Origin of the sequence: Eggerthella sp. 1_3_56FAA, assembly GCF_000185625.1 — a bacterium.
GTDB classification, from domain to species: Bacteria; Actinomycetota; Coriobacteriia; order Coriobacteriales; family Eggerthellaceae; genus Eggerthella; species Eggerthella lenta.
Genome location: NZ_GL622579.1, coordinates 554,241 through 560,546 on the forward strand (window position 1 = coordinate 554,241; position 6,306 = coordinate 560,546).

General features: G+C 61.5%; 7 protein-coding genes, 3 tRNA genes and 1 pseudogene. 3 read left to right on the forward strand and 8 right to left on the reverse strand.

The window, feature by feature from the left end; all coding sequences use genetic code 11:
• Window positions 1–437: pseudogene (locus HMPREF1023_RS02390) on the forward strand (IS256 family transposase); the annotation flags it as partial.
• 152 nt (window positions 438–589) lie between these two features.
• Here the strand turns inward: HMPREF1023_RS02390 and HMPREF1023_RS02395 are convergent.
• Window positions 590–664, reverse strand: a tRNA-Asn gene (locus tag HMPREF1023_RS02395).
• A 125-nt stretch (window positions 665–789) separates the two neighbouring features.
• Window positions 790–1,836 carry a tryptophan--tRNA ligase gene (trpS, locus tag HMPREF1023_RS02400; protein WP_009304555.1) on the reverse strand — a complete coding sequence of 349 codons (1,047 nt, stop codon included), beginning with the start codon at window positions 1,834–1,836 and terminating at the stop codon, window positions 790–792.
• Window positions 1,837–2,096: 260 nt separating this feature from the next.
• On the opposite strand from trpS, the gene HMPREF1023_RS02405 reads away from it, so the two are divergent.
• Entirely contained in the window at window positions 2,097–2,609 is a 513-nt protein-coding gene (locus HMPREF1023_RS02405; RefSeq protein WP_009304556.1) for a DUF6125 family protein, read from the forward strand.
• Window positions 2,610–2,650: 41 nt separating this feature from the next.
• Here the strand turns inward: HMPREF1023_RS02405 and HMPREF1023_RS02410 are convergent.
• A tRNA-Val gene (locus tag HMPREF1023_RS02410) sits at window positions 2,651–2,725 on the reverse strand.
• 160 nt (window positions 2,726–2,885) lie between these two features.
• Between HMPREF1023_RS02410 and HMPREF1023_RS02415 the strand changes: the two genes are divergently transcribed.
• Window positions 2,886–2,960: transfer RNA gene (locus HMPREF1023_RS02415), tRNA-Ile, on the forward strand.
• Between the two features lie 74 nt (window positions 2,961–3,034).
• Here the strand turns inward: HMPREF1023_RS02415 and HMPREF1023_RS02420 are convergent.
• From HMPREF1023_RS02420 to HMPREF1023_RS02440, 5 genes are all read right to left on the reverse strand, one after another.
• Window positions 3,035–3,502 (reverse strand): PH domain-containing protein, encoded by a 468-nt coding sequence (locus HMPREF1023_RS02420; protein WP_009304557.1) that lies wholly within the window; start codon window positions 3,500–3,502, stop codon window positions 3,035–3,037.
• Window positions 3,495–3,845 carry a hypothetical protein gene (locus HMPREF1023_RS02425; RefSeq protein WP_009304558.1) on the reverse strand — a complete coding sequence of 117 codons (351 nt, stop codon included), beginning with the start codon at window positions 3,843–3,845 and terminating at the stop codon, window positions 3,495–3,497. The genes HMPREF1023_RS02420 and HMPREF1023_RS02425 overlap by 8 nt, the downstream gene beginning before the upstream one ends.
• Before the next feature lie 7 nt (window positions 3,846–3,852).
• Entirely contained in the window at window positions 3,853–4,515 is a 663-nt protein-coding gene (locus HMPREF1023_RS02430; protein ID WP_009304559.1) for a DUF3887 domain-containing protein, read from the reverse strand.
• Window positions 4,512–4,853: a PadR family transcriptional regulator gene (locus tag HMPREF1023_RS02435; protein ID WP_009304560.1), complete on the reverse strand. Its 342-nt coding sequence runs from the start codon at window positions 4,851–4,853 to the stop codon at window positions 4,512–4,514. The genes HMPREF1023_RS02430 and HMPREF1023_RS02435 overlap by 4 nt, the downstream gene beginning before the upstream one ends.
• 328 nt (window positions 4,854–5,181) lie before the next feature.
• A partial coding sequence (locus HMPREF1023_RS02440) for a class I SAM-dependent methyltransferase (RefSeq protein WP_009304561.1) occupies window positions 5,182–6,306 on the reverse strand: 1,125 nt, incomplete at its 5' end.

Here is a 6,306-nt window from a genome sequence, read left to right on the forward strand (position 1 = left end):
AGGTGGTTGACGGGCGGATCCGCTACAAGCACGAGAGGCTGCGCACTGCGCGCGGCGGGCTTCTGAAGCTTTGTAGGGCCGGTACCCTATTCACCTATCTCGACGAAGGCTTGCTCGAGGGAGGACCTGTTCCGGCGACTACGAACAGGATCGAAGGCGGCGTGAACGCCCAGATCCGCCACATGCTGCGAGAGCATCGGGGATTGAGGCTGACGAGGCGCGTCAAGGCGGCGTTCTGGTGGTGCTATATGGACCTTGAAGCCCGTGCAAGCCCGAAAGAGATCCTGAAGGAAATGCCGACGGACGTCCTGATTGCTGAGTTTTATCGAGCAGCTGCCGAAGCTAGCGAAAAAGATGAAGCGGTGGGGCGCTGGGGCACTGCTGTGCAATGGAATGACCTGCATGCAAGCGGCCCTTATCGCATGGATTACGATTAGGCTCTGGACACACTTTCTTGCCTATAACCCCAAGATCAGCACTTTTCGAAGTGCGCGAGGCGAAAGGTGCCGGATGCGACAGGCGATGCGATACCGAATGCGACGGAATAAAAAAACAGACCAGACTGTTCGTCTGGCCTGCCGTTAAATTCTGGCTCCCCGGGTAGGATTCGAACCTACAACCCTCCGGTTAACAGCCGGATGCTCTGCCGTTGAGCTACCGAGGAATGTGCGCCCTTGATCGCGCAAGTGAAGATTATACCGGAACCTCATCATTTCGCAATACCGAATTTTCAAAAATTGGGCACTTGCAAGATTTCCAATGATAAGGCCAGGTCATAAGCCAAAAAGTCTAATAAACCATGTTCATGGCTTCTCTTACCTCATCGAGCGTAGCGTTCGCGATCTCGTTGGCACGGCGGTTGCCCTCGTGCAGCACGTCCTTGATGTAGTCCATATCGCCGGCCAGCTGCACGCGACGCTCGCGGATGGGCGCCAGGAACTCGTTTACGCTCTCGGTGACGTACTTCTTGAGCGTGCCCGACCCGCCGTCGCCGATCTCTTCGGCGATGTCGACCTCGGTGCGGCCCGTGCACAGCGCGGCGGTGGTGAGGAGCGCCGACACGCCGGGGCGGTTCTCCTTGTCGTAGGTGATCATGCGGTCGGCGTCGGTCTTCGACTTCTTGATGAGCTTGGCGGTTTCCTCCGCGGTCAGCGACAGGCTGATGGCGTTTCCGTAGCTCTTCGACATCTTGCGCCCGTCGAGGCCGGGGATCTCCACCGCGTCGTTCAGCACGCCTTCGGGCTCGGGGAACACGTGGCCGTAGCGCTCGTTGAAACGGCGCGCAACCTGGCGGGTCTGCTCGATGTGCGGCAGCTGGTCCTTGCCCACCGGCACGATGTTGCCCTTGCAGAACAGGATGTCGCACGCCTGGTGCACCGGATACGTGAGCAGAAGCCCCGTGAGCGCATGGCCCGACGCGTCCATCTCTGATTTCACGGTCGGGTTGCGAAGAAGCTCGGCCTCGGTGACAAGCGATAGGAAAGGCAGCATGAGCTGGTTCAGCGCCGGAACGGCCGAATGCGTGAAGATGATGGTCTTCTCGGGATCGATGCCGCAGGCCAGGTAGTCCACCACCATGTTGTACACGTTGTCCTGGATGTGCTCGGTGGTGTCGCGATCGGTGATCACCTGGTAGTCGGCGATGATGATGCGCGTGGTTATGCCCATGTCCTGCAGCGCGACGCGTTCGCGGATGGTGCCGAAGTAGTGGCCCATGTGCAAACGGCCCGTGGGACGGTCGCCCGTGAGCATAGTGTACTTCTCGGGGTGGATGGGAAGATCGGCGCGGATCTCGTCGGAGCGCTTGCGGCTCGCTTCAAAACTATCGATGCTCATAGTGTCGGTTCTCCGTTGATCGAAGCTCTTCGTTGGATGGTTGCAACGATTCAGTATAACGGTTTTCGCCGTTCGGTACAGCAATCGCCGAAGCTCCGGCAGCCCGCCCGAACGCCCGCCCTGCGCTCGACCTGAAGGGCGAGACCCATAGATCCGCCCATTTGAGGAATGCGGGAGGAAAACCGGAGCCGCTCGCGCGCAGTATAATTCCTACGTACGCGATATACGCGCCAGCCAAAGCGAGAAGATGGAGCACCCACATGAACGACACCTTGCGCAACCTTGGGAAAGACGAGCTCGTCGAGCTTCTGGAGATATACGCGAAGAACCTCATCGCCCTCGACGGCACCTGGTTTCAGTCCCTCGAACGAGAAGAGGGCATGGACACGGCCGTGCGCCATGACATCGAGGCGTGGCGGCGCTTCAGCGTGTCGGAGGCGCGACGCATCAAGAAGTTCCTCGGGCTGGACGAGCGCCCCGGCATCGAGGGTCTGGCCCGCGCGCTCGCGCTGCGCTGCCAGTCGGCCGCGAACGTCGACGAGATCCTCGTGGAAGGCGACGAGCTGACCTACCGCATCGTCGACTGCCGCGTGCAGAACGCGCGCAAGCGCAAAGGCATGGGGTTCCATCCCTGCCGCAGCGTGGGCGTGGTGGAGTACGGGGTGTTCGCCGAGAGCATCGACGACCGCATCTCCTGCGAATGCCTGAGCTGTTTCCCCGATATGACGGACGACTCCTGCAATTGCGCTTGGAAGTTCACGCTGAAAGCGTGAGGATATGAAAAAGCCTTCCGAAAGGAAGGCTTTTGAATTCATGGTGGTCGCTACAGGATTTGAACCTGTGACCCCCGCCGTGTGAAGGCGATGCTCTCCCGCTGAGCCAAGCGACCGTTTCGGTTGCGTCGTTCGCAACGTTTGAGTATTCTACCGGTAGTTTCGAATACGCGCAAGCCCCTTTTTCGAAAATTTCTCGAAGAGGATTTGCATCGGCTTGCGGATATCCCCTTGGCATCGGTGCCCGTTTTGGGATAGAATAGCGGGACGCTTTACGGGCCTATAGCTCAATGGTGGAGCAGGGGACTCATAATCCCTTGGTTGCAGGTTCGAGCCCTGCTGGGCCCACCAGGAAAATCGAAACCGGTTGCGCTACGACTCGCGCAACCGGTTTTTTATGCGGCGGTCGCCGGGTCGCCCGGAGCTCACCTGGACTTGGAAACGGAGGCCCTTCGCACGATCTCGACCTGGGGGCACCGCCGCTCGATCTCGGCGAAGAATTCTTCCTTGTCCTTGACGGCGATCATCAGCTCCTCGTAGCCGATGCGCAGCTCGATGCGGTCGAACGACGCCGCCAGGGAAGCCAACGGGTTGGACGTCTCGCGCAACCGGCGGATCTTCGAGACGGGATACGTCGCCTTCTGGAAGCCGAACACGATGAGCAGGTTGCCCTTCCCGTCGAACTCGACGTAGTTGCGAAGAAGCGTAGGGATGATGAAGATGTCGCAGAGGACAAGGCACAGCGAGCAGACGACGGCGCTTATGAACGCGCCCTCTTTCGCAGGATCGGCGAAGAACGACGTGAGCGGCCACGCCAGCATGACGTTGACGCCCACCGTCAACGCGTAATACCACCCGTCCACTTTCCCCGCGAACCTCATCGGCTCACCCATGATGCTCCTTCAATACGTCGACATGCGTCTTCAGCGAAAGAACGATGAGCACGGCGACGCCCAAGGCCGCCGCGATGCCGATGACCAAGCACGCCGTGCGCACCGCGTCGTCCTGTTGGGCGTAGCTCCACGCCCCGAAGCACCAAAAATCGATCGCGAGCAGGAAGATGGCCACACCTGAGCGTCGAGCCTCCCGGCGATACTGCGCCTCGCTCGGGTTGAGCGCCAGAAAGTTGTTTCCCCCGGCGAGGATGCTGAAGCATTTCACATTGCCGGCGAACACGAACGCGCCATACACGCACATGAGAACACCGACGACGATGAGGGCGATGAACGTTTCCATGATGGGCCTACCTCATACGAATTCCGGCAAGCTCTTCGCCGTTCAGGAAGCTGATGCCGTACGTTACCGTCGCTTTCTCGTACACGGCGACGACCTCCACCACATCGAACACCTGCCCGGATTGCGAGATCTCCGTCGCGTACGCATTGCCGAACGACCCGAAGGCACCCCAATCACCGGGAACCGTGATCTCCCTCGCTTGCTCCATCATCTCGGCGTTGAGACCCGCTTTCATTTCGTCGATCGACATCGACTGCAGCGTTTCGTAATCGCCCGCGTCGAGCAGCGCGACCACCTCCTGCGCACGCTCGATTACCTGCTGCTCGGTTTGGTGGGAGCTTTGCCCCGCAGGGGCGGTTTTCGGCGATGCCCACCAGGTCGCGGCTCCGATGATCGCCGCCACGGCCACCGCGACGGTCGCCACGATAGCTATCGTCTTGGTGCGCTTGCGTTTCTTGCCGGCGGCTCGCTCCGCTTCGGAGAGATCCTCGTTGAACTCTTGCGCCACCTGACGCGGGTCGCCCATGCGGGATTCCACCTGCTCCCAGGTCTCGCCTGCTGACAGAGCAGCGGCGATGTCGGATTCGAGGTCGCGCACGAACTCGGCTTGGCGCGCTTTCGAGCAGGTCAGACGCTTCGCAACCGCCTTCACATAGGATTCCTTGTTCATTGCTCCTCCTCCATGATCGACCGCACATGTCCGTCGAATTCGTTCCAGATCTCGTACATCTCGCGCAACGCGTCGCGCCCCGCCTCGGTGATCGCGTAGTACTTGCGCGCGGGCTCCTTCGCAACGTGCGCGCTCATGCGGCTGGTCACGAGGCCGCCGTCCTCAAGCCGGTAGAGGATGGGGTACAGCGTGCCCTCCTTGAGCGCGAGCGCGCCGTTCGAGCGGTCGCGAAGCTCGCTGATCAGCTGATAGCCGTATTTCTCCTCGTGCTGCAGCAGCTTCAAGACGAGCATGTCGAGCGCGCCCTTCTTCATCTGCTGCGCGAACCGGAGCTGCATTCCGAACCCTTCTCTTTATCACCTAGCAATACTAAATATATCTGATCTGCGAATAGCTTGCAATACGAGAAGACCGAGCAAAAGCCCGACGCTGCAGCGCATCGGGCTGAAAATGACGAAAAGACGTCGAATTTGGAAACCGCCGCGTCCTTTCGGACACACTCGGCACAATGTATGCAGGAAAGGCGACTGCGCGACCAGGCGTTTCGCAAAAGGAAGCCGACCGGCGCCCGCGAAAGCCGGTGCGAGATTTCCGAATTCGATGCTTTTTCGCCATCACCGGCACCGTCGGCAGCCCGTACGCCGCGTCGAGGAACAGGAAGACGGGTTACTGGGTTCTTTTAACCAGGTAGCATTTATGGATACGGGGGTTGCGTTCGAAGTCGTGGGGAATGGTCTGCGCCGTGATGTCCTCGAGCGTGACGCCGTACTTGGCCAGCGCCTCCTCGTCGGGCTTGAACGAACGGAGGTTGCACGAGAACACGGCCTCGCCCTCTTCCGACAGCAGGCGCGACACGCCGATGAGCAGCTCCACATGGTCGCGCTGCACGTCCCACGTGCGCTTGCCCATGGCCTTGGAGTTGGAGAACGTGGGCGGATCGACGAACACGAGGTCGAAGCGGCGGCCGGTGCGGCGCGCTTCGGTGATCCACGCCATCGTGTCGCCGCGTTCGAAGGTATGCTGCTCCCCCTCGAAGCCGTTGGCTGCCATATTGCGCGCGGCCCAGTCGAGGTAGGTCTGCGACAAGTCCACCGTCGCAGTGCTCTTGGCGCCGCCACCGGCTGCATGCACGCTCGCCGAACCCGTGTAGGCGAACAGGTTGAGGAAGCGCTTTCCCTCGGCCTTCTTCCCCACCAGCTCGCGCGTGAGACGATGGTCGAGGAACAGGCCTGTGTCCAGGTAACCGGCCAGATCGACCTCGAACAGATAGCCGTCCTCGCGCACCTGGGTGACGTAGGAGCGCCGGCCCGAGTCGCGATACTGGCTGCCGCCCTTGTCGCGGCGGCGCACCTTCGAGAACACGTGGTCGGGGCGCACGCCCAGCACCACGGGCGCGAGCGCCAGCACGTCGTCGTAGCGGCGCTGCGCCTTGCCGGGATCGATGGTGGAGGGCGCCGCGTACTCGGCGATGTGCAGGTACAGGTTGCCCTCGGCATCGCCCGCGCCCGGATACACGTCGATGGCCACGGCGTAGTCGGGCAGGTCGGCATCGTACACGCGGTAGCACGACACGCCTTCACGGCGCGCCCACTTGCGGCGCTCCTTGGCCGTTTTGCGCAGCCGTGCGGCGAACTGCTCGGACGTCGGCTCCAGCACCTCCACCACATGCTCGGCGCCGCCCGCGGGATCGGGCACGACCACCTTCACGGCCTCCATGGGAGGCTTGTCGAACACGAGCGCCTCGGTCTCCACGCGGTCGCGGCCGAGCACGGCGCGCACCGCGGGCGCGAC